This is a genomic window from Hymenobacter persicinus (assembly GCF_004167665.1).
GTDB lineage: Bacteria > Bacteroidota > Bacteroidia > Cytophagales > Hymenobacteraceae > Hymenobacter > Hymenobacter persicinus.
On record NZ_SEWE01000024.1, the window covers coordinates 31,940 to 55,930 of the forward strand.

The following is a 23,991-nucleotide window of genomic DNA, read 5'->3' on the forward strand; positions in this document are numbered from 1 at the left end:
GTGACAACGCTGCTGCGGGCCCGTAGCGCGTGTTTCAAACGCAAAAAGCCCCGAACATTACTGTTCGGGGCTTTCTGTTCACGTATGAAACTGGGGCTGCTTACAGCGTCCGCTTCACTTCTTTTTCTTCGAAGCCTTCGATGTTGTCGCCTTCGCGCAGCTCATTGAAGCCTTTCACCGAAATACCGCACTCATAGCCCTGGCGTACTTCCGACACGTCGTCTTTGTAACGCTTCAGGTCCTGAATTTCGCCTGAGTACACCACGATACCGTCGCGGACAACCCGTACGCGGGTCCGGCGGGTGAACGTGCCTTCCGTCACCATACAGCCGGCAATGGTACCGACCTTGGTGATATTGAACACCTGCCGCACCTCGGCGTTGGCTACTACAATTTCCTGCACCGTCGGGGCCAGCATGCCTTCCATGGCATCCTTCACCTCGTTGATGGCATTGTAGATAATCGAGTAGAGGCGGATGTCGATCTGCTCCTGCTCGGCCAGCTTGCGGGCACTCTGCGAGGGCCGCACCTGGAAGCCGATGATGATGGCGTCGGAAGCCGAGGCCAGCAACACGTCGGATTCGGAGATGGCACCCACGCCCTTGGACAGGATGTTTACCTTCACTTCCGGCGTGCTCAGCTTGAGCAGGGAGTCGGAAAGAGCTTCTACCGAGCCGTCCACGTCGCCTTTCACGATGACGTTGAGCTCCTTGAACGAACCGATAGCCAGACGGCGACCAATTTCGTCCAGGGTAATGTGCTTCTTGGTGCGCATGCTCTGCTCACGCGAGAGCTGCTGACGCTGGGTGGCCAGTTCCCGGGCTTCGCGCTCGGTTTCCATCACCTGCAGCTTGTCGCCGGCCTGCGGAGCGCCGGTCAGACCCAGCACCTGTACCGGCGTGGCCGGACCAGCCTGCTTCATCTTCTTGCCGCGGTGGTCGGTCATGGCTTTCACGCGGCCGTAGTGCGGCCCTGCCAAGACCACGTCGCCCACTTTCAGCGTGCCGGTCTGCACCAGTACCGTCGTCACGTAGCCGCGGCCCTTGTCGAGCATGGCTTCGATGACGGCGCCCACGGCGTTGCGGTTCGGGTTGGCTTTGAGCTCGAGCAGTTCGGCTTCAAGCAGCACCTTTTCGAGGAGGTCTTCCACGCCCAGACCGGACTTGGCCGACACTTCCTGCGACTGGTACTTGCCGCCCCACTCTTCCACCAGGATGTTCATCGCCGACAGCTCCTCGCGGATCTTGTCGGAGTTGGCGCCCGGCTTATCAATCTTGTTCATCGCAATAACGATGGGCACCCCCGCCGCTTGCGCGTGGTTGATGGCTTCCCGGGTCTGCGGCATCACGGAGTCGTCGGCCGCAATGACGATGATGGCAATGTCGGTGATTTTGGCACCCCGGGCCCGCATGGCCGTAAAGGCTTCGTGACCCGGAGTATCGAGGAAGGTGACGCGCTTGTTGGAAGCCGTCATCACGTCGTAGGCCCCGATGTGCTGGGTGATACCGCCGGCTTCGCCTTTGGCCACCGTGGCATTACGGATGTAGTCCAGGAGCGAGGTTTTGCCGTGGTCGACGTGACCCATGATGGTCACAATCGGAGCGCGGGGCTCCAGGTCTTCCTCGTTCTCCTCCACCACTACGTCGCTTTCCTCTTCCTCCGCCGACAGGAACTCCACGTCGTAGCCGAATTCATCAGCAACAACGGTAATGGCTTCCGCGTCGAGGCGCTGGTTGATGGAAACGAACATGCCCATGTTCAGACACACCTTGATGACCTCGTTCACCGACACGTCCATCAGCGAGGCCAGGTCGTTGGCCGAGATGAACTCGGTTACCTTGAGGGTCTTGGCATCCAGCTCGTTTTGAGCACGCTGGGCTTCGCGGTCTTCCGCCCCACCGGCGCGCTTGTCGCGGCGGTACTTGGCGCGGTTGTTCTGGTTGCCACCACGGCCGCCGCTGAGTTTAGCCAGCGTAGCCTTGATCTGCTCCTGAATCTGCTTGTCGTTCTGCTCGGGCGTGTTGGCGCCGGGCGAGCCGGGACCAATCGTGGGCCGGAGCGTGGACGGGGGGCGCTGGCCGGGAGCCCCGGTGCGCGGACCCTGGCCGGGACCACCCGGGCGTTGGCCGGGACCACCGGGACGGTTGCCCTGGTAGCCACCCTGACCCTGCTGGGTGCCCGTGCCACCCTGGCCGGGCGTCGTGGGCGTGCCAGCGGCGCCGGGAATGCGCTGCCGTTTCTTCTTATCAGGACCCAGACCGCTCTTGCGCACATCGGACGAGGCTACCGGGCGGGCACCCCGACCCCCGCGGCGCGAGGAATCCAGGGGCAGCTCGATTTTGCCGAGTACCGTGAGGCCTTTGAGCTGATCAGCTTTGGCAATAATGGTGCTGGTATCTTCTGCACCGGCCTCACCCGCTGGAGCTGCCGAAGCGTCTGCAGCGGGAGCATCAGCGGCGGGCGTGGCCGGAGCCGCTGCCACTGGCTCAGCAGCGGGAGCTGGAGTCGGAGCGGGAGCAGCGGGCTGAGCGGCTGCGGCGGGAGCCGCAGGGGCCGGAGTAGGCTCGGGAGCCGGAGCCGCTGGCTTCACTTCCGCTACTGGAGCAGGAGTTGGAGCTGGCGCGGCCGGCTTGGCTTCCACGGCGGGAGTCGGGGCCGGAGCTGGTTTCTCTTCGGGAGCCGGGGCGGCCACCGGAGTCGGCGCTGCGGCCGCCGGGGCGAGAGCGGGCTTGGGCGGCACTGGGCGACCCTTGGCGTCCAGCTCGATTTTGCCCAGCACTTTCAGGCCCGGTACTTTGGGCGCTTCCTCGGCGGCAGCCGGAGCTGGGGCGGGCGCCGCCGGCTGGGCGGCGACGGGAGCCGGAGCGGCCGGCGGCGGCGCGGGAGCCGCTTTGGGCTCTTCCACGGGCTTGGGAGCCGGCGCGGGCGCAGCGGCGGCTGGCTTGGACGCTACCGGCTCGACACGGGGAGCCGGGGCCGCTTCCTGCTCGGTCAGGCGCTTGGCCTGGGTGAGCTTGGTAGCTTCCATCTTGTCCTGTGCCGAGGAGGCAAACTCCTTCTCCAGCATGCCCACCTGTTCGGCAGTCAGCTTCGTGGTAGGTTTATTTTCTACCTGATGTCCTTTCTTAGCCAAGGTTTCAACAACCGTAGCCATTCCAATATTCAGGTCTTTGGCTGCCTGCTGGAGCCGTTTAGGTGCTGCTTCCGCCATTCTATGCTCGCGAACGATACTCTTATCCAGATGCAAAGGTACTACATTAAATCTTGCCAGCCGGGGCTAAATCACGCCGGTTAGCATGATTCAGCGCCCTTGCCGTACCGGCCGCCGCGCATTCATTGCGCGTCGCCGGAGTTTGGTGCTTCTTCTTCAGTTTCAGCCTCGGAGTCGGACTCGTCGAATTCGTTGCGGATGATGCGGAACACGTCTTCAACCGTGACGTCTTCGAGCTCCGTCCGGCGCACGATATCTTCCTTGCTCACGGCCAATACGGCGCGGCCGGTGTCAAGGCCGATTTTCTTGAGCTCATCGAGAACCCAGGGTTCGATTTCGTCCTGGAATTCGTCGAGGGCAATGTCCTCGTCGTAGTCGCCGGCTTCGCGGAACACGTCGATTTCCATGCCCACAAGGCGGGAGGCCAGCTTAATGTTGGCGCCGCCGCGGCCGATGGCCAGGCTTACCTGGTCGGGTTTCAAGAACACCGAAACCCGCCCGGTTTGTTCATTAATGCGCATCGAGCCGATTTTGGCCGGCGACAAGGCGCGCTGGATGTAGAGCTCGAGGTTGTCGGTGTAGTTGATGACGTCGATGTTCTCGTTTTCGAGCTCCCGCACCACGGCGTGAATCCGCGAGCCTTTCATGCCCACGCAGGCACCCACGGGGTCAATCCGGTCGTCGTAGCTTTCCACGGCCACCTTGGCCCGCTCGCCCGGCTCGCGCACGATGTTCTTGATGGTGATCAGGCCATCGTAGATTTCGGGCACTTCCAGCTCGAACAGCCGCTCCAGGAAAGCCGGCGCAGCGCGCGAGAGGATGATTTTGGGCGTGCCGTTGATGATTTCGACCCGGTGCACCACGGCGCGCACGGTGTCGCCCTTACGGTAACGGTCCTTCGGAATCTGCTCACCTTTCGGCAACACCAGCTCGTTTTCTTCTTTGTCCAGAATCAGGGCTTCGCGGCTCCACACCTGATACACTTCCCCGGTCACGATTTCGCCGACCTGGTCTTTGTACTGCTGGTAGAGGTTGTCGCGCTCCAGGTCCTTCACGCGCTGAATCAGCGTCTGGCGGGCCATGAGCACGGCGCGGCGGCCGAAATCCTCGAGCTTCACTTCCTCGGCCACCTGCTCGCCTACTTCAAAGTCGGCTTCGATCTTCTGGGCTTCGGCCAGCGGAATCTTGTCGAAATCCCAGATGTCCTCGGAGTCGTCGTCCACGATTTCGCGGTTGCGCCAGATTTCCAGGTCGCCTTTGTCCACGTTGAGGATGACGTCAAAGTTCTCATCCGTCGTGTACTTCTTCCGGATCATCGTACGAAACACGTCCTCCAGGATGCTCATCATCGTGGGGCGGTCGATGTTCTTGGATCGGGCGAACTCGGCGAACGATTCGATTAAGACGTTGCTGTTCATAGTAGTTAAGCTGTTAGCTGCGGTTCAGTGGTCGGTGGCTTAACGTTAGCCAGACCATCGGCGCCGCCGCCGGGGAGGTAGATTGAATTTCAAACGAAGGCCAGCGGCGAAAAGCTGCCGGCTGGCACTTTACTTAAAGGAAATAACCACCCGGGCTTCCTTGATGCTTGCAAATGGCACTAGGACGGCGGGCAGGATACTTTTCTTGGTTTTGACCTTCACTTCTTCGGCCAGCTGAATGCCCTCAGCTTCCACGGCTTCCATGACGCCGGTTTTCTCGGTGCCGTCGGTCAGGTTCAGCTTGAGCGTGCGGCCCACGTGGCGGGTGTACTGCCGCGGGTCGCTCAGGGGCTGGTCGGCGCCGGGGGAAGTCACTTCCAGGGTGTAGCTGGCGTCCTCGCCGTAGGCCTCGTCGATGCGGTGGGCCAGCCGGCGGCTGACTTTCACGCACAGATCAATGCCCAGGCCTTCCTCGCCGTCCAGAATAGCCGTGACTTTGGGCCGTACGGCGGAATCGGAGATGGTGAGGTCGATGACGAACACGTTCAGGTCAGAGATACTGTCCTGAAGCATTTCGGCAAGGCGGGAATGGTCGAATTTCATTCGGAGTTGAACCGGGTGATAAAAGAAAGAGGGGACGCTACGTCCCCTCTTCACAATCAGATTACTGCGCAAATATACGGCAGGAAATTGCCGAATGCAAGCCCGGCCCGGCCGGGGGCCTACCGTTTCACCTCCACCCAGCCCCGGGCCTTGCGGCCGTCGGCGTCGAGTAGGTAGTAGTAATAGGTGCCGTCGGGCAGGTTCTCGCCCCGCCAGGTGTTGTGGTAGTCGGCCGTCTCGAAGACCTTGGTGCCCCAGCGGTTGAAGACCTGCAGCTTGGCGGGCCGGCAGCTGAAGCGGGGCTGGAAGGCCTCGTTGAGCTCGTCGCCGTTGGGCGTGATGATGTTGGGGACGAAAACCTCTCCCACCAGCACCGGGGCAAACTGGGTCACGACCTCGCAGTTGGCGTAGCGGGCCGTCAGGCGCACCTGATAGACGCCAGGGTCGGCGTAGGTGTGGGTGGGGCCGGCCTCGGTACTGGTGCCGCCGTCGCCGAAGGTCCACAGGTATGTGCCGCCCGCCAGCACCGGCTCGAAGGTGCAGGTAAAGGGTGCCAGGCCCGTGTACTGGGGCGCCGACTGGCATTCGGGCACGTTCAGCAGCACGTTGGCCAGCGAGGACGGGGCCAGCGTGATGCGCCGCACGGCGGAGTTGGTGCAGCCATTGGCCACGATGGTGTAGCGCAGGCTTAGGTTGGCCCCCTTATTATTGGTGTTGGGGGGCGTGAATAGTCCGTCGGGCGTGACGCCGGGGCCGCTCCAGACGCCGCCCGCTGGTAAGCCACGCAGCTGGAAGGCCCGCAGCTGGTCGGCGCAGAGCGTGGAGTCGGGGCCGGCCGCCACGTCGGGCAGCTTCTTGACGACGATAGTCTGGGTGGCCGCGGCGCAGCTCACGGTATCGGCAAGGGCGTAGCGCAGTGTGAAGGTGCCCACGCCGGCCACGGTCGGATTGAAGCTGTTGCCCACCACGCCCGGGCCGCTGAAGGTGCCGCCCGGCGGCGTGGCCGCCAGCGTAACCGGCGTGCCATCGACGCAGACCGCGGGCAGGCTGGTGAAAGTGGCTACCACGTCCGGCGTCACGGTCATGCGCAGGCTGCGGCTGCTGAGGCAGGTGCCGGTGGAAGCCACGGTGTAAGTCAGCAGGTTGACGCCCACCAGGGCCGGCGAGGGAGTAAACTGGTATCCTCCGCCGGGCAGCACCGTCACGCCGGGGCCGCTCCAGGTGCCGCCGGCCGGCGTGCCGCCCAGCACGATGGGCGCAGCTGAGGGGCACACAAAGCGGTTGGGGCCGGGGTCGGCGTAGGTTTTGCCGAAGTCAATCTTGAAGGCGGCGTTGTTGCAGTTCGAGCTGTTGTTGGCCGTGGAGAAGGTATTGGCGCCGGGTGGTACCGGGAAGCGGGAACTGCCCCCGCAACCCCCGCACACGGCCTGGTAGACCACGCCCCGCTTGTCGAAGCGGGAGGTGCCGCCGTCGACGTGCTCCCCGGCCTGGCCCCCGTTTTCGCCGAAGAAGGTGGCGTATTCCAGGCCCAGCATGCCCGGGGTGAACTGGGCCAGGTAAAAGTCGGAGCCGTCGGAGGTGCGTTGCAGGGCGTTGGCCGTCACGGGGAAAGTGGCCATGCTGAGCTTGTCGTAGTTGGTTCGGCCGCCCCAGCCGCCCACGTAGATCCGCTCACAGTCGTCGACCAGAAAAGCTGTGGGCGAAATGTGCGGGGTGCCGGTGCCGGTGGGCGGGGCCCCAAACGTGGTGGAATACAGGCTGCTCGACAGCGTACCGTTGAGCTTATGAATAAACTGCTGGGCCCCGCGCACGTTGTAGAGCCCGGTCGTGACGGGGTAATTGGCGCTGGTAGTTTGCCCGAGCAGATACACGTTGCTGCCCGCGTCGAGCTGAACGAAGTAGGCCTGGTCGTTGGCGCCGGTGCCCACGTAGGAGGCCTGCAGCAGTTTGGTACCATCGGCGCTCAGGTGGGCCACGAAGCCATCGAGGCCGCCGCTGGCCGTGGGCTGGTAGCTGCCCGCCGTAGCCGGGAAGTTGTTGCCCTCCGTGCCCCCGCTCACGTACACCGTCCGGGCCGCATCCACCTGAATCGAGTAGGCTGCGTCGGCGCTGCTGCTGCCCAAAAACGTGCTCCAGAGCAAGCTGCTCAGGTTGGCCGAAAGCTTACATACTACCCCGTCGGTGCCGCCACCCCGAAACGTGCTCTGAAAGCCGTTGGGCACCGGAAAGTTGGCGCTGCCCGAGGAGGAAGCCAGGTAGATGTCGCCGCTGCCGTCGGTGGTGATGTCGCCCCGAAACTGGTCGCCGTAGTTCTGCACCAGTCCGCGCGGGGTGGCTTCGTTGCCTTGGAGCAGGCCGTCGTTGCCGCTGCCGCCCAGAAAGGTGGAGGCCACCAGCCGGCTGCCGTCGGCGCTGAGCTTGGAAATCACCAGGTCGCTGCCATTATCGTAGTTGGTGCCACCAGAAACGCCGGTGGGCAAAAACCGGGTGCCGCCGTTGAAGCTCCGGTCGTAGGCGGCGGCCGTCACGGGGTAGAGCGGGGAGCTGGTGGAGCCCAGCACTACCAGCTCCCCCTGGGTGTTGACGACCATGCTGTGGGGGGCGTCGGCGTCGGGGCCGCCGAGGTAGGTGGCGTACAGCCGGGCCGCGGGGCCGCTGACGCTGGTGTTATACTTGATGATGGCCATGTCGCACATGCCGTTGTAGCTCGCGTCGAAGGCACCCGTGGTGGCCGGGTAGCCGGGCGCGAAGGCAATGCCGCCCGAGTACAGGTTGCCCTGCTGGTCGTAAGTGGCCGTGAAGCCCCAGTTGTCGGCCGTGGAGCCGGTGAAGGACGAGAAAATTACCGTCGGATCAATCACCAACGGCTGACGGTGGTTGTAGCGGCCCAGCCGAAACGAGACGGTATTGCCCTGAAGCTCGAAGGCGCAGGCCACCGGTACCCGCTCGGTGCCGCGCTGCTGCCAGGCCCGGGGCGCCTGCTCGGTCACGAACCCCACCGAGGTATGCACGAGCAGGTTGCCGTTTTGCAGCTCCAGCCGGTCGGCGCCGGAGTAGCGCAGCCGGATCCGGCCGGGTTGGGCGCCGGGCGCCACCAAAAAGTCGTATTCCAGCTCCTGGCTGGCGTTTTCGTAGAGCTGAGCCCCGATGCCGGGGTAAATATCGGCGTAGCGGAGCTGGCGGAAGCCGCGCACATTGCTGGCCCAATGCTCGGGGTCGTTGCCCAGAAAGTAGTTGCGCTTTTCGGCCGTGGGCTCGACGGCGCTCAGGCCGGGGCGGGCATTGGCGCCCTCAAAAGTCACGGAGTAGGCGTGGCCGGTGAGCTTGGCGGCCCCGGCTTGGTGGTCGTGGGTGGCCCGCAGTGCCGCAGGGTTCACGAAGGAATAGGTGAAGCCGCCGGGTGCCACAAACAGCCGGCCGGCGGGCAGCGCCGCCGCGTAGCGGGCCCGGGCGTCCCACTGGCCCTTGTTTTCGACAAACTCCAGGCTGCGCTCGGCGGAATGGCCGTAGCCGGTCTGGGCGGCCGCGGCTTGGGCCGCGAGCGTCAGGAGGAGCAGTAAGTAAGGGCGAATTGCAGCGAAAATCATTCGGATAAAATAAGGTAGCGGGAGGGCAGGAAAGATACGAGGAAAAGCCGGGCGTTTCGTCGTCTTTCCGGACTCGTGCGCGGGCCATTCCGGCCGTAAAGGCTACCTTTGCGCCCTTCCCAACCGGCTTTTTCGCTGTGCGTCGCTCCTTTGCCTTTAAGTGTACCCTGCTCGTCATCGGGTGGCTGCTGGTGGCCATTGCCGCCGTGCAGATTCCGGCGCGCACGTTCTGGCCCGCGGCCTTTGTGGCCCTGACGCTGCCCGTGGCCCTGGGGCTGAACCTGGCCGCCGCCCTGTACTGGCTGCTGCGCAACTGGCGGGTGGCTGCGTTGCCCGCGCTGGTGGCCGTGCTCACCTGGCCCCACTTTCAGCGCGGCCTGGCCGTGCACCCGCTGCACCTGGCCGGGGCCGCCCCCAAGGCGACGGCCGGGCAGCGGGTGCGGGTGCTGAGCGCCAACGTGCGCATCTTCAACGTGTATCCGCAGCTGCGCGAAAAAGACCCGGCCTCGCCCGACAAGATGATCCGGTGGGTGGCCTCGAACCCGGCCGACGTGATTTGCCTGCAGGAGTTCTATAACGAGCCCCGCCCTTCCCGCCACGACGGCCGCCTGTTTCAGAGCGTGGACCGCATCGGGGAGCAGACCGGCCGGCAGGTGTTCTTGTCCCGGACGCTGACCAACTCCATTGGCGCTGAGTTCGGCATGGCTATTTTCTCGCGCTTTCCCATCGTGCGGCGGGGCACCATCACCTTCGACAAGCTCACCCAGAACCACGCCATGTTCGCCGACCTGCGCCTGCCCTCCGGCGACACAATTCGGGTCTTCAACTTCCACTTGCAGAGCATGAGCATGGACGAGAAGGATATCGTGGACAGCTACTCCAGCAAGGCCGGGCTCAAGGCCAAGGGGCTCGGGCTGCTGCGGCGCTTCAAGCGCGGCATGGTGGCCCGCAGCGTGCAGATGGACACGCTGATGCGCCGCTTCGAAAAGTCGCCCTACCCGCTGCTGCTCTGCGCCGACCTCAACGACCTGCCCTACAGCTACAGCTACGACCAGCTGGCCGACCACTTTCAGAACGCCTGGGCCACCGTGGGCACCGGCGTGGGCAGCACCTACAACGGGGCCCTGCCCTTCGTGCGCATCGACAACCAGTTTGTGGGCCCACAGTGGGTGGTCGACGACTTTCGGGTGCACTACGAAGTTCCCTACTCCGACCACTTCCCGACCACGGCCGAGTACCGGCTGAAATAGCAGTTGTGCTCAGAGTGGAGAAAATATTCGGCTGCGTCAGCCAGTTGCGCGAGGCGTTATCGAGTAAAGCCGCGGCGGGGTGTACTGGCAAATGAACTTTTTATACTGGCCAAAAGAGTTTTTGTACTCTCAGAATGCCGTCTTTGACTGAATTCGGGCCGGCTGGCGCTATATAGGAGCGGCGGTCAGCGCTCAGCGGGAGTATATAGTGCCGAAAACGATCAGGCTACTGCCTGGTTTTTGCATGCCGCCGCCCGCCAAATCTTGCTACTTTTGCTCCATGCAGCACCCGCTTTCGCTTTACAATACCCTTACCCGCAAAAAAGAGCTTTTCACGCCCGTCCACGCGCCGTTTGCCGGCGTGTACCTGTGCGGCCCGACCGTCTACAGTGAGGCTCACATCGGCAACGCCCGCGGGCCGGTAGTGTTCGACGTGCTGACGCGCTACCTGCGCCACCTCGGCTACACCGTGCGCTACGTGCGCAACATCACCGACGTGGGCCACTTAGAAAGCGACGCCGACGAGGGCGAGGACAAGATGGCCAAGGCCGCCCGGGCCCGCCACATCGAGCCCATGCAGATTGCCGAGCAGTACGCCAACCTCTACCAGCGCCACATTGAGGTGCTGGGCTGCTTACCGCCCGACATTCAGCCCCGGGCCACCGGCCACATCACCGAGCAGATTCAGCTGATTGAGGAAATCCTGGCCAACGGCTTCGCTTACGAAGTCAATGGCTCGGTGTACTTCGATGTGCCCGCCTACAACGCCGCCGGCCGCGCCTACGGCAAGCTCTCCAACCGCGTGGTGGAGGAGCTGCTGGCCGGCTCCCGCGACAACCTCGCCGGGCAGGACGAGAAACGCTCCGCCGCAGACTTTGCGCTCTGGAAAAAGGCCGCGCCCGAACACCTGATGCACTGGCCTTCGCCCTGGGGCGAGGGATTCCCGGGCTGGCACCTGGAGTGCTCGGCCATGAGCCGCAAGTACCTGGGCCAGCTCTCCGACATCCACGGCGGCGGGCTGGATCTGATGTTCCCCCACCACGAGTGCGAAATAGCCCAGAGCCAGGGCAGCCACTCCCACTCCGACGAGGCCCGGATCTGGATGCACCACAACATGATTACGGTGAACGGAACCAAGATGAGCAAGTCGGCGGGCAACTTCGTGACCATCTCCGAGCTGTTTGAGGGCACCAACAACACCCTGTCGCAGGCGTACTCGCCGATGGTGGCGCGCTTCTTCCTGCTCCAGGCTCACTACCGCAGCCCCGTTGACATTTCCGACGACGCACTGCAGGCCTCGCGTAAGGGCTACCGCAAGCTCATGAACGGCCTGCGCCTGCTCGACAAGCTCCAACTACCCGAGGGCGTTGCGCCCGACGCCGATACTGAAAAAGGCGACGCCGAGCTGCGCAAGCTCGTGGCCGATGTGTTCGTAGGCCTCAACGACGACCTGAACACGGCCAAGGCCTTGGCCAACTTGTTTAACTTGGTGCGCAAGTTCAACGGCTTCTTCGCCAACCTCGCCACGCTGGCCGCGGTGAGCAAGGCTGCCTTGGACGAGGCTACTACGGCTTACCGCACGCTGGTTGTCGACGTGCTAGGCCTCGTGGATGAGCCCCGGGCCAACGCCGAGGATCTGCTGGCTCTCACGCTCGGGTTTTACCAGGAAGCCAAAACCAGCAAGGACTACGGCAAGGTCGACCAGATTCGGGCCGCCCTGAAAGGCCAGGGCATTATTATCAAAGACCTCAAAACCGGCATCGACTGGGCATATGAAGAATAACCGGATCTGGCTGGCCCCCGCGCTGGCAGCCCTGCTGCTGGCCACCGGCTGCGGCGACGACAAACCCAAAAACGCCGATACGCCCGCCGATACCACTGCCGCGGATGAGCCCAAGCTGCCCGCAGCCCCGGCCTTCAACGCCGACTCGGCCTACGCCTACACCGCCAAGCAGGTGGCGTTTGGTCCCCGCGTGCCCAACACCAAAGCCCACGTGGCCACCGGCGACTGGGTGGTGCAGAAATTCAAGAGCTTCGGGCTGAGCGTACGGGAACAGCCTTTCGAGGCCATGGCTTTCGACGGTAAGATGCTGCGCTCCCGCAACATCGTGGCCCAGTTTGCGCCCACCGCGGCCCGCCGCATTGCCATCTTCACCCACTGGGATACCCGGCCGTTTGGCGACAAAGACCCCGTGAAAAAGAACGCGCCCATCGACGGGGCCTGCGACGGGGCCAGCGGCGTGGGTATTGCCCTGGAAATGGCCCGCCTGCTGGCTGCCCAGCCCGACAGCCTCCAGCCCAGCGTCGGCGTCGACTTCATCTTGTTTGATTCCGAGGACTACGGCTACGATTCCTCCACCCAGGGCGAGCTGAAAAACCAGCTTGAGGCCCAGGGCAAAGAAAGCTGGTGCCTGGGCTCCCAATACTGGGGCCAGCACATGCTGCCCGCCAATTACAAGCCCAGCTACGGCATTTTGCTCGACATGGTCGGCGCCAAGGGCGGCCGGTTTAGCCGCGAAGGCCAGTCGCGCGAAAGTGCCCGCGACATCGTGGACAAAGTCTGGAACACGGCTTCCCAGATCGGCTACTCCGACTACTTCCTGTTTCAGGACAGCCCCGGCATCGACGACGACCACGTGTACACCAACCGGGCCGGCGTGCGCACCATCGACATCATCGACTTTTCGCCGGCCGGCGAGTTTCCCGCCTACCACCATACCACCCAGGACAACATGAGCATCATCGACAAGCGCACGCTCAAGGCGGTGGGCCAGACGGTGATTCAAACCCTGTACGGCGAGTAGAGCGGCGGCAGTTGGCAGAAAACCAGGTCGTGCTGCGCTGGATCGACGTGCTCCGGTTTGCCAAATACGGCAACCCCGAACCCTCCCGGCGGGTGGAGCGCCCGGCCGCGGCGTGGGCCGCCCAGCTTACCCCGGCCCAGCTGGCGGTGCTGCGACACAAGGGCACGGAGTCGCCGTACCGCAACGCATACTGCCGCACCTACGCGCCGGGGCACTATCACTGCGTGGGGTGCGGCAGCTTGCTGTTTGCGGCCACGGAGAAGTACCACGCCATTTCGGGCTGGCCCAGCTTCACCCAGCCGGCCACCAAAAACGCGGTGCGCTACGCCTTCGACGACAGCCTGAACATGGAGCGAATCGAAGTGCTCTGCAACGTCTGCGACGGGCACCTGGGTCACGTTTTTCCCGACGGGCCAGCGCCGGCTGGCCTGCGCTACTGCCTGAATTCGGTGAGCCTGGAGCACCGGCCGGCTCAGCCGGCGCCGCCGGGCTAGTCGGCGTACTCCAGCCGCGTGCCTTGCGCCCCCACCACCAGCCGGGCCCGGCGCCCGCAGATCAGGGCCATGTTCTGGGGCTCGTGGCCGACGGGAAAGCTATAGGCCACCGGGAAGTTGTACTTGCGGGCGTAGGTGTCGATGATTTCGTAGGCGGTCTGGCCGAAGGGAATGGCGTTGTCCTGCGGGTCGGTGAAGTGGCCCACCAGCAGGCCGGCCAGGTCGCGGAGCTTGCCGGTGCGGTCGAGGTGCACCAGCATGCGGTCCACGTTCATCAGGTACTCGGCAATGTCTTCCAAGAACAGAATGCGGCCGGCCGTGGGGCAGTCGGAGGCGGTGCCGGTCAGGTTCTGGAGCAAGCTCAGGTTGCCGCCCACCAGCTCACCGACGGCCGTGCCAAAGCGGTTCAGCGGGTGGGCCGGGGCGGAATAGGACACCGACTCCCCAAACAGGGCCCGGCGCAGGCTTTCCAATGATTCGTCCCCGCCGGTCTGGTTGAAGATAAAGGCCATGACCCCGTGGATGCTTTCGTAGCCCAACCGTAGCAGGTGGCAGTTTAGGGCCGTGATGTCGCTGAAGCCGGCAATCCATTTCGGGTGGCGGGCAAAGCCCGAAAAGTCGAGCTGGTCGATGATGCGGGTGGTGCCGTAGCCCCCGCGGGCGCAGATAACGGCCCGGATGTCGGGGTTGTCGAGCTGTTGCTGCAAGTCGCGGGCCCGGAGCTCGTCGGGGCCGGCAAACTGGTGGTGCTCGGCTGTGATGGACTCGCCCAGCACCACGCGCAGGCCCCAGCCGGTCAGGATTTCCACGGCCGCGGCCATTTCCTCAAACGAAACTTTGCGGGCGGTGCCGACGATGGCGACCTGGTCGCCGGGGCGGAGAGCGGGAGGGGTGATGGGCATGCGACAAAGGTAGAAGCTCCGAACTTACGCACCGGCTGCAAATCGGCCGAACCTAACCCGCCCGCTACTCGTCCTGACAGGTAGACCTTTTCCGTTGCCCGCTATGAAACACCTTTCCGCTTTTCTGACCCTGCTGGCCCTGCTGCTGGCCACCCGGGCCTCGGCCCAGATTGACACCACCGGCGGCCGCTATTACAAGCCGCTCTTTGCCAACGTGACCGTCACCCAGAACGTGGTTTTCGGCTCGGCCGTGACCTTGCAGGGCGCCACCCAGACGCTGCGCATGGATATTTACCAGCCCACCGGCGACACGAATCCGCAGCGGCCGGTGCTGATTTTTGCCCACGAGGGTGCGTTTGTCACGGGCTCCAAGAGCGACCAGCCCATGACCGAAATCTGCACCCGCTTTGCCCGGCTCGGCTACGTGACGGCCAGCATCGACTATCGCCTCATCAGCCCGCTGCAGCTGCTCACCCCCGCTGACACCATCACCCTGGGCCGCGAGGCCATTGTGGCCACCCAGGACATGCGGGCTGCGGTGCGCTTTTTCCGCCAGGATGCGGCTACCGCCCGGCAGTACCGGGTGCACTCGGGCTACATTTTCGCCGGTGGTTCCTCGGCCGGGGCCTTCGTGGCCTTACAAACCGCCTACCTTGATAAGGACAGCGAAGTGCCCGCCTACTACAACATTTCCCAGCTCGGCGGGCTGGAAGGCAACAGCGGCAACCCGGGCTACGTGAGTGCCGTGCGCGGCTGCATCAACCTGTGCGGGGCCCTGGGCCGGCGGGAGTGGCTGGAGGCAGGCAGCGTGCCGCTGGTAAGCCTGCACGGCACTGCCGACGCCACCGTGCCCTATGGCGTGGGTACGCCCGGCCTGGGTCTGCCGCCCCAGCGTCTCTACGGCAGCGGTGCCATCAAGCCCCGGGCCGACGCGGTGGGCGTGTCTAACACGCTTAAGCCTTTCAAAGGAGCCGGCCACGTGCCCTATAATGGTACCAGCGCCACCGGCGTGGCCTACATGGACACCACGTTCCGCGTCTTGCGCGACTTTCTGCGGCCCATCCTGCGGGAGCCGGGCACCGTTACGGCCCGCCGGGCCCCGGTCAGCCTGAGCCTGATGCAGGTGTATCCGGTGCCGGCTACTGAGGCCGTGCGCCTCGTTGCCGCCGCGGGCATGGTTTTCCGGCCCCAGCCGCTGGAGTTGTTGGATGCTACGGGCCGGGTGGTGCGGCGCTTCCGCTGGGAGCAGCCCGAGCAGGTGGTGTCCCGCGGGGCGCTACGGGCCGGGCTGTACCTGCTGCGCGGGGAAACCGGCGTTGAGCAGCGAATTGTATTTGAATAAACCGGCCGATAAGCGCGCGGCCTGCTTGACCGACGCCACCAGCTTGCTACCCGGCTTTGTCGGCCAGCGGGCCGGTGGCGTCGGCCTCGCTTTGAAGCGGGTCGGCCAACTCGGGGCGGTGCCAGCCGCCGCGCCAAAACCACAGGCCCGCTAGTATGGCCATTACCACGTTGGCCACCACAAACGACCACCACAGCCCCCGGAAGCCCAAGCTGGTGTGGCTCGATAGGTACCAGGCCACCGGAAATTGCAGCACCCAGGCCCCGATGATGGTCAGCAGCATGGCCGCCAGCGTGTTGCCGGCCCCGCGCAGCGCCCCCGACACCGACTGCTGTACCCCCGTGAAGCACAGGCTAAAGGAAGTGATGCGCACAAACTCCACCGCGTCGCGGGTTACGGCCTCGTCGCCGGATAGAAAAAAGCGCACCAGCGGGTCCGCTGCCGCGTACACGGCCGCGCCCACCACTAAGAGCAAGGTAAAGCTCAGCCCGATGGCGTAATAAGCCGTGCGCAGGGCCCGGTCGGGGTTGCGGGCCCCGAGGTTCTGGGCTACCAATGTGGAGCAGGCCAGACTCACGCCCAGGGCCGGAATAATGCCCAGGGCCAAAATGCGGGAGCCAATGCCGTAGGTTGCCAGTACCGTGGTGCCGAAACCCGTAGCCAGCACCGTCATCATGGACATGCCCAAGGCCCGGGCCGACAGGTCGATGGACGACGGCACGCCCAGGGTGAAGGCGCGCTTCATCAGGGCAAAGTCGGGGCGGAAGCCGCGGAAGCTGAGCGCAATGCCCGACTTGCCCCGCAGCAGCACCACCATCCCCACCAGCACCGACAGAATCTGGGTGCTCACGGTGGCCAGAGCCGCCCCCGCCACGCCCATTGCCGGCACCGGCCCCCAGCCGTAGATAAAGAGCGGGTCGAGCAGGAAATTCAGCCCCAGCGTCACGATGTTGATGTAGAGCGGAATCCGCACCTCGCCCACGCCCCGCATCAGGGCCTGAAACATCAGAAAGCCGAAGTTGAAGACCAGCCCCAGAAACAGCACCCGCTGGAAGGCGTTGGCCTCGGCGAAGATGTCGGGTCCCACGCCAATCAGGTGCAGAATGGCCGGGGAGCCGAAGTAAGCGCCCACGGTCAGCAGTAGCGCCAGACTCAGAATCAGGACCAGGGACTGGGCCGCAATGTGGTTGACCAGCGCCAAGTTGCGGGCCCCGAAATTTTGGGCTACCAGCACCGAGCCGGCCACCGAAAAGCCCGAACCCAGGGCAATGAGCAGAAAATTGACCGGGAAGCTCACGGCCACGGCCGCCACGGCGTCGGCACCCAGGCGGCCCACCCAGAAGGCGTCGACGAGCTGGTAGCCGGTTTGCAGCAGGTTGCCCAGCACAATGGGGCCGGCCAGGGTCAGCAGGGCTTTGAGTATGGAGCCCTGGGTGAGGCTGGGGCGGAGCGTGGTAGGAGCGGGCATAGACTTCGCATACGCGCCCAGGCCCGGAAAGTCGGAATGGGCACTGAGGAAGCCACCACTTAGTCTGCGGGGGTAATACGCCAAACGCCTTTCTCCGAGCCGGAGAAAGGCGTTCAACGGGGCTTCCTGCCAGCGGCTAGCAGCTTACTTCTTCCAGCGCCGGATTTTCCTCGGAGTGCACTGTGCCGGGGCGTACGTTGCCGGTGCGGGCCACGAAGGCGCCGGCTTTGCGCAGCGCGTCGCGGTGCTGGAGCAGGGCATCGAGCGGCACGTAACCCACCACGTAGCCGTCCTCGTCGGCTTCCTCGCTGATGTCGGTGAAACCCAGCTGGTCGAGCAGCACCTCGTGGTCGGTGCGGAGGTAGATTTTCAGCTCCAGGTCGGTGGTGTAAGACAAGGGCGCGCCGAGCTTGGCGTAGGCGTAGCGGAAGTCGCCGCGCAGGGCGGCCAAGTCGGCCAGCACGGCCGAGCCGGTGGGGTGCCCGCCCGCGCCCCGCCCGCGCAGAAACTGCGAACCGGCAAACTCAGCTTCGATAACCACCCCGTTGAATTCTTCATCCACGGCGTACAGTGGGGAGTCAGAACTCACGAATTGGGGCGTCACGAGCACCGTGAGCTGGCCGTCGGGCAGTAGGTAGAGGCCGGCCACAACTTTCACTTTCTGGTCTGCCAGCCCGGCGTAGGCAATGTCGGTGGCGCTGATGTTTTCGATGCCCAGGTTGAGCACCTGCGCCGGACTCAGCAGCACTCCGTAGGCGTGGGCCGCCAGAATTACGGCCTTGGCCCGCGGATCGAAGGCGGCCATGTCGAGGGTGGGGTCGGTTTCGGCAAAGCCTTTGGCCTGGGCTTCGGCCAGGGCCGGGGCGTAGTCGGCCCCGTCGAGGCCCATGCGGGTCAGCACGTAGTTCGAGGAGCCGTTGACAATGCCGCTCACGCTGCGCAAAGGCTCCTGTCCGAAGTAGGCGTCCAGGGTGCGGATAACCGGGATGCTGCCGCAAACTGCCGCCTCGTAGAGCAGCGTGCCGCCGTGGGTTTGCTGCAACGCCACTAGTTCGGCCAAGTGCTCGGCCACCATGGCCTTGTTGGCCGTCACGACGCGCCGCCCGTGGCGCAGGGCCGTGCTCACCAGCCGAAAGGCCTCTGCTGCGTCGTCGATAACCTCCACCAGTACGTCCAGGTCAGGGTCGGCGAGCAGTTCATCGGCGTGATAAGTGAAGCTTTCAGCGGGCAGGGAACGGACCTTGTCGGGGTTCTTAACGGCAATGCGCCGCACCTCGGCCCCGGCGTTGGGCTGCCGCCGCAGAATGTCGTACACTCCCTGCCCCACGCAGCCAAACCCGATCAACCCCACGCGCAGCGGGGCCGCCGGCGAAGGGGCCGGGCTGGGTTGGGCAAAACGGGAGCTATTAGGCGAAAGACTGGACATAGAATCGTTCGAGAAGGTGAGTGATGGGGGCGGTTTCAATCAAAAAACCGTCGTGACCGTAGTCGGAAGCCATTTCGGCGTAGTGGGCCCCGGGGATGTGGCGGACCAGCAGCAGCTGCTCTTCGGGCGGAAACAGCACGTCGGAGCTGATGCCGATAACCAGGACGCGGGCCCGGATCTGGGATAGAGCGGCCGGCACGCCACCCCGGCCCCGGCCCAGGTGGTGGGAGTCCATGGCCCGGCTCAGCACCACGTAGCTGTAGGCGTCGAAGCGGGCCCCGAGCTTGGCGCCCTGATAGCGCTGGTAGGAGCTGGCCCGGTAGTCGGTGAGCTTGGCGTCGTCGGTTTCGGCCTGGCTGAGCCCGTAGGCTGCGTAGCTGCGGTAGCTGAGCAAAGCCACGGCCCGGGCCGCCTGCAAACCGGCCTGCCCGCCCTGGGGCGTAGCGGCGTGGTAGGTGGGGTCGGCGAAAATGGCCAGGCGCTGGGCCTCGTTGAAAGCCACCCCCCAAGGTGAGTGCTGGGCGTTGGTAGCCAATACCACTAGGTGCTCAAACACGGCCGGCCGCTGCACGGCCCATTCCAGAGCCTGCTGCCCGCCCAAGGAGCCGCCAATCAGGGTGTGAATCCGATGCAGGCCCAGGTGGTGGCGCAACTGCTCGTGGGCCACCACCATGTCGCGCACCGTCACGAGCGGAAACTCCTGGTACAGGGGCGCCGCGCCGGCGGCAACCGGCGTCAGCGGACCAGTGCTGCCGTAGCAGGAACCCAGCACGTTGGCGCAGACGATAAACCAGTCGGCCGGGTCGAAGTGGCAGCCGGGCCCGAACAGGCCGGGCCACCAGCTCAGCACGTCGGCATTGGCCGTCAGGGCGTGGCACACCCAGACGACGTTGGCGCCGTCGGGCCGGAGCGTGCCCACCGTGCGGTAGGCCACCCGCACCTGGGGCAGCACGGCGCCGCTTTCCAGGGACAGCGGCGCGGGCAGCGTAAATACCTCGTCGTGGGTCATAAGTGCAATCCATTCTGGCTGCCGCGCGCGGCGGCAGCAAATTCGAGCAATAGCGCGCGGGCCGAGCCGGGCGCGCAGCGAGTTGTTCTCCCACCCATGGAATAGTTTTCTCGCCGCGGCCGACTCAGCCCGGGCTATTGCGGGGCCGGGGGAAGGTCGTTTCCTCTCTCACAACGAAACGACCCGCCCGGCCCCAAACTGCTCCGGCTGGATAAGCGACGGTTCTCATTCCCTCAAACGAACCGCCGCCGGTTCCTCTCTCTATACTTCCAGCGGAGCAGCATGCTCAGGCTCAGGCTGCAGCAGGGTGCTGCCCGAGTCGGTAGGCGCGGCGGCAGTGCGCACGGCCTCAAATGCCTGGGCCAAATCGGCCCGGATGTCGTCGAAATGCTCGATGCCCACCGACAGCCGCAGCGAGGTCGGCGTGACGCCGGCCGCCAGTTGCTCGGCGTCGCTGAGCTGCTGGTGGGTGGTGGCCGAGGGCTGAATGATAAGGGTCTTGGCGTCGCCCACGTTGGCCAGGTGGCTGACCAGCTTCAGGTTGTCGATAAAGCGGATGGCGGTTTCCTTGCTGCCCTTGATCTGGAAGCTCAGCACGCCGCCGAATCCGCGCTTGAGGTATTTCTGAGCCAAGGTGTGGTAGGGGCTGCTTTTCAGGCCGGGGTAGTTGACGCTTTCCACCTGCGGGTGCTGCTCGAGCCAGGTAGCCAGGCGCAGGGCGTTTTCCACCGTGCGCTCCACCCGCAAGCTCAGCGTTTCAAGCCCGATAAGCAGCTGGAAGGAGTTGAACGGGCTGATGGCGGGGCCGAAGTCGCGCAGGCCCTCGACCCGGGCCCGGATGATGAAGGCAATGTTGCCGAACGGCCCGCCCTTGCCGAACACGTCGTTGAACACAAGGCCGTGGTAGCCCTCGGAAGGCTCGGTGAACTGCGGAAACTTGCCGTTGCCGAAGTCGTAGGTGCCGCCGTCGACAATGACGCCGCCCACGCTGGTGCCGTGCCCGCCGATCCACTTCGTGGCCGACTCCACCACGATGTGGGCACCGTGCTCCAGGGGCCGAAACAGGTAGCCGCCCGCCCCGAAGGTGTTGTCCACAATCAGGGGCAAATCGTGCTTATTGGCGAGAGCCGCAATCCGCTCGAAGTCGGGGATGCTGAAGCTCGGGTTGCCGATGGTTTCGAGGTAGATGGCCTTGGTGCGCTCGTCAATCAGGGGCTCAAACGAGGCCGGGTTGTCGCCGTCGGCGAAGCGCACCTCGATGCCCAGGCGCTTGAAGGCCACCTTGAACTGGTTGTAGGTGCCCCCGTAGAGAAAAGCCGTACTCACGAAGTTGTCGCCGGCCTGCAGAATGTTGTTCAGGGCAATAAACTGCGCCGCCTGCCCCGAGCCCGTAGCCAGGGCCGCCACGCCGCCTTCGAGGGCTGCCACGCGCTGCTCAAACACGTCGGTGGTGGGATTCATCAGGCGGGTGTAGATATTGCCGAATTCCTTGAGGGCAAACAGGTTGGCCCCGTGTTCGGCGCTTTTAAAGACGTAGGAAGTCGTCTGGTGAATGGGCACGGCGCGGGAACCCGTGGTCGGGTCGGGCTGCTGGCCGGCGTGGAGCTGAAGGGTTTCGAAGTGCAAGGCTGGCGTCGACATAAGGCGGCAGAAAAAGAAGATTTTCGGGAAGAAATGACGGGATGCGGGAGGGAAGCCGCGGCGCCTGAAGGGGCCGGTCGGCGGGGGCCACGAAGCCGACAAAGGCTGCGCAAAGCCCGGCTGAATCCGGTCGGAAGCGCACACGAAGTGGCTGCCGGACGCAGAGAGCCAAAAAGGAAGATGGGGAGGGGCTAAGCCGGAATCAGGCTAGCAACAGCACACGCAACAACAGCACATTCGCTCGGCCTCACGGGCCGAAGCCGGCCGCAGGGAAGCCACAACGCGAAAACCCATCAGCAAGCCGGCGTGCAGGGAGGCAGCCAGGGCGGATGGGGATAGGAAGGCGGAGAAAAGGGAGTTTTTCATGGTACTCAACTTATCTGTCCCGCCGGCAGATGCCGAAACGGGCAGGAATTGGCACCTTTCGTACTACCGATGGTTGCCAGTGGGTCACGGAGCCTGTTCTCTCGCCACTTCTGTATAAATTCTTGAAAACTGCCCCACCGCTAGCGGGGGAGTACCGGATTGGTAGGTGCAAATGTACACCCGGAATTGAGAAGCGCAAATCCGCGGAAAAGTTTCTGCGAATATTTTGGCGCCACAAAAAAACGCTGCTCCGGGTGGGAGCAGCGTTTTTCAAACAAAGCGCAAAGGCAAAATAGCCTTACAGCGTGGGCAGGTTCAGCACCTGACCAACTTCGATGTGGTCGGGGTTGGAGCCGATAATGCCCTTGTTGGCGTCGTAAATCTGGTGCCACTTGGCGGCGTCGCCGTAGTGGTGCTTGGCAATTTTCGACAGGGAATCCCCGCTCACTACGGTGTAAGAAGTGCCAGTGCCCGCGGGAGCAGCGGCGTCTTTGTTGCCAAAAAAGTCGGTGTTGCCGGTGGTGCCGGGCTTAGGGGCCTCAACTGGTTTTTCTTCGCCTTTATTATTGAGGAAATCGAACAGTCCCATGGTTGTGTGTCGGTTAGGGTGAAAGGAGAGAAGTTTCGTAGTGGCCTAAGCCTCACGGTTTCAGGCGTTCTTACGCCGCCTTACTGATTAGGTTGCCCATTGGCGAAAGAGAATATAGGAGCTTAACTCTTTTAATCCCTTGCCGTAAGAAACGCCGACCCAGGGTTGTGCTCTGGGTCGATTTAGTTGTGTTCTCTCTCTTTTCAACCCTTACACCACTTCCATGAAACGCGTAAGCACTCCCCTGCATTACCTGGCCAGCCTGCTGATGTTCGTTGCCCTGTTTGTCTCCAGCTGCAGCCAGCCCGACAAAGTCGGCGAAACCAACATGCTCTACGGCACCGACAGCAAGGTGTGGAAGACCGATAAGGAAACCACCGCCAGCGGCGACAAAGTGGCCCAGACCAGCGCCGACAAGGACACCGAGCTGCGCTTCTTCGCCAACGGTACCTTCAACATGACCTCGCCCAACCAGACCATGCAGGGCAAGTACAGCTTCGACCAGCCCGGCAAGAAAATCACCCTGACTCCCGACGGCGGTACCACCAGCATGGCCTTCGACGTGACGAACCTGACCGAGAAGAAAATGACCCTCAAAGGCACCGACGGCTCGAGCATGATGCTGGAGGCCGACTAAGCAGCCGCTGATTCGACTAACTCCATAAAAAAGCCCCGCTGAATGACTTCAGCGGGGCTTTTTTTGCGTTGTGCACTGGCTCAGCCTGACTAAGCAGGCTGGGATGCCGCCGGCTCGGGGTGCCCGAAAATCCGGGTAATCCAGCGGGGCAGAAAGATGGCGCCCAGCACCAGGTAGAGGTAGTACGTGACGATGCGGTAGAGCAACACGATGAAGTTGGTCATGGTGGGCGTACCGATAAACTTGCCGAAAAAAGTGGGGAAGGCGCCCTCGGCAATGCCGGCCCCGCCCGGGGTAATGGCAATGAGCAGAATGACCTTGTAGGTGAGGTTGCGGCCGAAAATGAGGGCAAACTCGCCAGCACTGACGTCGATAAAGGCCGCAATGATGCAGCCGATAACCGCGTAGCGGGCCGTCCAGACGAAGGCCGTGGACAGGGCAGCGCGCAGCCAGTACCGGGCGCCGTTGCCGCGCAGCTGGGCCGAGGCCCACACCATCTCGTTGCCGTGCTGGTAGGCCTTGGCCCGCCACCGGCGCAGGCCGCGCAGCGAAAACAGCCGCACCAGCAGCCGCTTCACCGCCAGCGGGTTGATAAACAGCGCGTACAGCATCAGGCCGGCATAGACGGTCACGGAAATGTAGCTGAACACGAAGGCCACGCGCAGGGTCGTAATCAGGCCGCCCTGCAATACCTCGTGGGGGTACAGCGCGTTGCCGGCCAGCAACACCACCAGCGGCACCGTGATGACGTAGTAGAGGTTGTCGAGCAGGGCCGTGACCATCACGTAGGCCAACGACTTGCCCAGGCTGATGCCTTCCTTGTTAAGAATAAACGGCGCCACCGACGTACCGCCGGCGGCCGAGGGCAGCACGCAGGAAGCAAATTCCCAGAGCATAATCACGTCGAGGCTGGCCCGCCAGGTCAGCTCCCGCTCGGCAATGTGGCGGATGCGGTACACGTAGCCCGCGTCGCGGGCCACCAGCACGGCCAGCATCAGCAGCAGCCAGTGCAGCTTGGCGTGGGCCAGCGGGGCCAGGTCGCCGGGCTGATAGCTACGCCAGAACATGAAGCCCACCACACTCAGGCCCAGCAGCACCGGCAGCACGATGCGCGAGGGCCGCAGCTTGTGCAGCAGCTGCTTTTCCTGGTTGTTCTGCTGGGTGAGCGGCATGGGCAGGCGAAAAGTGGAAGGACGCAAAAGTAGGCAATATTCCCCCCGGCCGCGTTAAAACCGAGTTAAGCA

At 64.0% G+C, this 23,991-nt stretch carries 17 protein-coding genes and 1 riboswitch; of the genes, 6 read left to right on the top strand and 11 right to left on the bottom strand.

Annotation, left to right across the window (positions count from 1 at the left end; translation table 11 throughout):
- Positions 1-100: 100 nt before the first annotated feature.
- The 4 genes from infB to EWM57_RS12440 all read right to left on the bottom strand — a co-directional run bounded on the left by infB (position 101) and on the right by EWM57_RS12440 (position 8,819).
- Positions 101-3,211: a translation initiation factor IF-2 gene (gene infB / locus EWM57_RS12425; RefSeq protein ID WP_129921474.1), complete on the bottom strand. Its 3,111-nt coding sequence runs from the start codon at positions 3,209-3,211 to the stop codon at positions 101-103.
- A gap of 122 nt (positions 3,212-3,333) precedes the next feature.
- On the bottom strand, positions 3,334-4,629 hold the full coding sequence (gene nusA / locus EWM57_RS12430) for a transcription termination factor NusA (protein ID WP_129921475.1): 1,296 nt from the start codon (positions 4,627-4,629) through the stop codon (positions 3,334-3,336).
- 129 nt (positions 4,630-4,758) lie between these two features.
- Entirely contained in the window at positions 4,759-5,232 is a 474-nt protein-coding gene (locus tag EWM57_RS12435) for a ribosome maturation factor RimP (RefSeq protein ID WP_207218310.1), read from the bottom strand.
- Positions 5,233-5,351: 119 nt separating this feature from the next.
- Positions 5,352-8,819, bottom strand: a complete 3,468-nt coding sequence (locus EWM57_RS12440) for a DUF7948 domain-containing protein (protein ID WP_129921476.1) — start codon at positions 8,817-8,819, stop codon at positions 5,352-5,354.
- Between the two features lie 137 nt (positions 8,820-8,956).
- Here EWM57_RS12440 and EWM57_RS12445 point away from each other — a divergent pair, with 137 nt between their 5' ends.
- The 4 genes from EWM57_RS12445 (at position 8,957) to msrB (ending at position 13,367) form a co-directional block, all read left to right on the top strand.
- Positions 8,957-10,069 (top strand): endonuclease/exonuclease/phosphatase family protein, encoded by a 1,113-nt coding sequence (locus tag EWM57_RS12445; RefSeq protein ID WP_129921477.1) that lies wholly within the window; start codon positions 8,957-8,959, stop codon positions 10,067-10,069.
- 280 nt (positions 10,070-10,349) lie between these two features.
- On the top strand, positions 10,350-11,852 hold the full coding sequence (gene cysS / locus EWM57_RS12450) for a cysteine--tRNA ligase (RefSeq protein WP_129921478.1): 1,503 nt from the start codon (positions 10,350-10,352) through the stop codon (positions 11,850-11,852).
- Complete coding sequence (locus EWM57_RS12455; RefSeq protein ID WP_129921479.1) at positions 11,842-12,873, top strand: M28 family peptidase; 1,032 nt, start codon at positions 11,842-11,844, stop codon at positions 12,871-12,873. Before cysS ends, EWM57_RS12455 begins: the two co-directional genes overlap by 11 nt.
- 29 nt (positions 12,874-12,902) lie before the next feature.
- The gene (gene msrB, locus EWM57_RS12460; protein ID WP_129921480.1) at positions 12,903-13,367 is read left to right on the top strand and encodes a peptide-methionine (R)-S-oxide reductase MsrB; all 465 of its coding nucleotides are present in this window, start codon (positions 12,903-12,905) and stop codon (positions 13,365-13,367) included.
- On the opposite strand, the gene EWM57_RS12465 is transcribed toward msrB, so the two are convergent.
- Positions 13,364-14,269: a S66 peptidase family protein gene (locus EWM57_RS12465; RefSeq protein ID WP_129921481.1), complete on the bottom strand. Its 906-nt coding sequence runs from the start codon at positions 14,267-14,269 to the stop codon at positions 13,364-13,366. The two genes, msrB and EWM57_RS12465, sit on opposite strands and share 4 nt — an antisense overlap.
- A gap of 103 nt (positions 14,270-14,372) precedes the next feature.
- Here EWM57_RS12465 and EWM57_RS12470 point away from each other — a divergent pair, with 103 nt between their 5' ends.
- On the top strand, positions 14,373-15,611 hold the full coding sequence (locus EWM57_RS12470) for an alpha/beta hydrolase (protein WP_129921482.1): 1,239 nt from the start codon (positions 14,373-14,375) through the stop codon (positions 15,609-15,611).
- Between the two features lie 46 nt (positions 15,612-15,657).
- Here the strand turns inward: EWM57_RS12470 and EWM57_RS12475 are convergent, their stop codons facing one another.
- The 5 genes from EWM57_RS12475 to EWM57_RS12495 form a co-directional block, all read right to left on the bottom strand.
- Complete coding sequence (locus EWM57_RS12475; RefSeq protein ID WP_129921483.1) at positions 15,658-17,079, bottom strand: MATE family efflux transporter; 1,422 nt, start codon at positions 17,077-17,079, stop codon at positions 15,658-15,660.
- A gap of 136 nt (positions 17,080-17,215) precedes the next feature.
- Positions 17,216-18,505: a homoserine dehydrogenase gene (locus EWM57_RS12480; RefSeq protein ID WP_129921484.1), complete on the bottom strand. Its 1,290-nt coding sequence runs from the start codon at positions 18,503-18,505 to the stop codon at positions 17,216-17,218.
- Complete coding sequence (locus tag EWM57_RS12485) at positions 18,486-19,514, bottom strand: homoserine O-acetyltransferase family protein (protein ID WP_129921485.1); 1,029 nt, start codon at positions 19,512-19,514, stop codon at positions 18,486-18,488. Before EWM57_RS12485 ends, EWM57_RS12480 begins: the two co-directional genes overlap by 20 nt.
- A 261-nt stretch (positions 19,515-19,775) precedes the next feature.
- Complete coding sequence (locus EWM57_RS12490; protein WP_129921486.1) at positions 19,776-21,155, bottom strand: O-acetylhomoserine aminocarboxypropyltransferase/cysteine synthase family protein; 1,380 nt, start codon at positions 21,153-21,155, stop codon at positions 19,776-19,778.
- 373 nt (positions 21,156-21,528) lie between these two features.
- Positions 21,529-21,642: riboswitch (SAM riboswitch) on the bottom strand.
- A gap of 177 nt (positions 21,643-21,819) precedes the next feature.
- Entirely contained in the window at positions 21,820-22,110 is a 291-nt protein-coding gene (locus EWM57_RS12495) for a LysM peptidoglycan-binding domain-containing protein (RefSeq protein WP_129921487.1), read from the bottom strand.
- A gap of 223 nt (positions 22,111-22,333) precedes the next feature.
- Here EWM57_RS12495 and EWM57_RS12500 point away from each other — a divergent pair, with 223 nt between their 5' ends.
- Entirely contained in the window at positions 22,334-22,747 is a 414-nt protein-coding gene (locus tag EWM57_RS12500) for a hypothetical protein (RefSeq protein ID WP_129921488.1), read from the top strand.
- Positions 22,748-22,836: 89 nt separating this feature from the next.
- Here the strand turns inward: EWM57_RS12500 and EWM57_RS12505 are convergent, their stop codons facing one another.
- Entirely contained in the window at positions 22,837-23,946 is a 1,110-nt protein-coding gene (locus EWM57_RS12505; protein ID WP_242510055.1) for a lysylphosphatidylglycerol synthase transmembrane domain-containing protein, read from the bottom strand.
- Positions 23,947-23,991: the final 45 nt, after the last annotated feature.